Annotated in this window: 2 protein-coding genes; one reads left to right on the top strand and one right to left on the bottom strand. The window is 74.9% G+C overall.

Features of this window, described 5'->3' with window-relative positions; all coding sequences use genetic code 11:
- Positions 1 to 1136: acyl-CoA dehydrogenase family protein (locus ND748_RS31550; RefSeq protein WP_251749945.1), on the top strand; the 1136-nt coding region annotated here is incomplete at its 5' end.
- A 121-nt stretch (positions 1137 to 1257) separates the two neighbouring features.
- On the opposite strand, the gene ND748_RS31545 is transcribed toward ND748_RS31550, so the two are convergent.
- Positions 1258 to 1659, bottom strand: a 402-nt coding sequence (locus ND748_RS31545) for an LLM class flavin-dependent oxidoreductase (RefSeq protein WP_251749944.1), incomplete at its 5' end; no start/stop codon positions are given.

The raw sequence follows: 1659 nt of genomic DNA, 5'->3' as shown, positions 1-1659 counted from the left end.
GGCTGGGCCTGGCCGGCGTCACCCGCGAGTCGACGCTGCACCTGCCGCCGCAGGCGGAGGCGGCCCGCGCCGGTGTGCGGGAGTTCGCCCGGGAGGTCGCGGCGCTGCCGGCGAGGGAGCAGCGGGAGCGGCTCATCGACACCGGGTACCTCCAGCCCCACTGGCCCAGGCCGTGGGGCCTGGCGGCGCCCGCCGGGCTGCAGCTCGTCATCGACCAGGAGTTCGCCGCAGCGGGGATCAGGCGGCCGTACTACGGCATCACCGGCTGGGTGATCCTCACCCTGATCCAGCACGGGACGCCCGAGCAGATCGACCGGTACGTGCACCGGGCGCTGACCCAGGAGGAGATCTGGTGCCAGCTGTTCAGCGAGCCGGGCGCCGGCTCCGACGCCGCCGGCATCCGGACGAGGGCGGAGCGGGTCGACGGCGGCTGGGTCGTCAACGGCCAGAAGGTCTGGACCAGCGGCGCCCAGTACTGCCGGCGCGGATTCGCCACGGTGCGCACCGATCCGGCGGCGCCCAAGCACGCCGGGGTCACCACGATGATCATTGAGATGACCCACCCTGGCGTCGAGGTCCGGCCGCTGCGCCAGACCACCGGCACCCCCGAGTTCAACGAGGTGTTTCTCACCGACGTGTTCGTCCCCGCCGCCGACGTCGTCGGCGCGCCGGACAGGGGCTGGTCGGTGGCCCGGTCGGCGCTGGGCAACGAGCGGGTCAGCATCGGCGGCGGCGTCTCCGGCGGTTTCGAGGTGGCCAACATCTTCGACCTGTACCGGGCGCGCGGCGCGGGCGTGCCCGCGGCGGCGGAGCGGGTCGGCCGGCACGTCGCCGAGGGCCACGCCCTGCGCCTGCTGAACCTGCGCCGAGCGGAGCGGGCCGTCGTCGGCGGCGAGCCCGGCCCCGAGGGCAACATCACCAAACTGGTCCTCGCCGAGCACGGCCAGAGCACGGCCGCCCTGTTCCTCGACTTCGCCGGCCCCGAGGCGGCGTTCACCGAGGGCCTCGGCGCCGCGGCCGGCACCGCCGCCCTCGCCTGGCGAGGCATGACCATCGCCGGCGGCACCTCCGAGATCACCCGCAACCAGATCGCCGAACGCATCCTCGGCCTGCCCCGCGACCCGCTGCTGCGCTAGCGGCGTGCTGTCGGTGCGCGGGAGGCCGATCGCGGTACGTGGTGCTCGGTTTGGCGTGGCGGACCGGGCCCGACGTACCGCAGTCGGGCCCCGTCCCACGCGCCCGACACCGACCGCGCTGTCAGAACGCGACCTCGGCGACGGTGCGCAGCGCGTGGTCGTCGGCGAAGCGGATCAGCAGGCTGGTGACGCCCGAGCTCTCCCAGGCGGCGAGCTGGTCGGCGATGGCGGCCGGCGGTCCGACGAGGGCCAGCTCGTCGACCAGGGCGTCGGGGATCGCGGCAGCCGCCTGCTCGCGACGGCCGGTGAGGTAGAGGTCCTGGATCGTGTCGGCGGCCTGCTCGTAGCCGTAGCGGCGGATCAGGTTGGCGTAGAAGTTCTCGGTGCGCGCGCCCATGCCGCCGAGGTAGAAGGCGAGGTTCGGGCGGACCTGGTCGCGGCAGGCGGCGAGGTCGTCGCCGACGGCGACCGGGACCGCCGGGCGGATGTCGAACGGCGCCGCGCCGGTGGCGGTGGCGGCGCC

It is taken from the genome of Frankia sp. AiPs1, assembly GCF_023716945.1.
Classification (GTDB): Bacteria; Actinomycetota; Actinomycetes; order Frankiales; family Frankiaceae; genus Frankia.
This window is presented reverse-complemented; position numbering and strand designations above follow the sequence as displayed.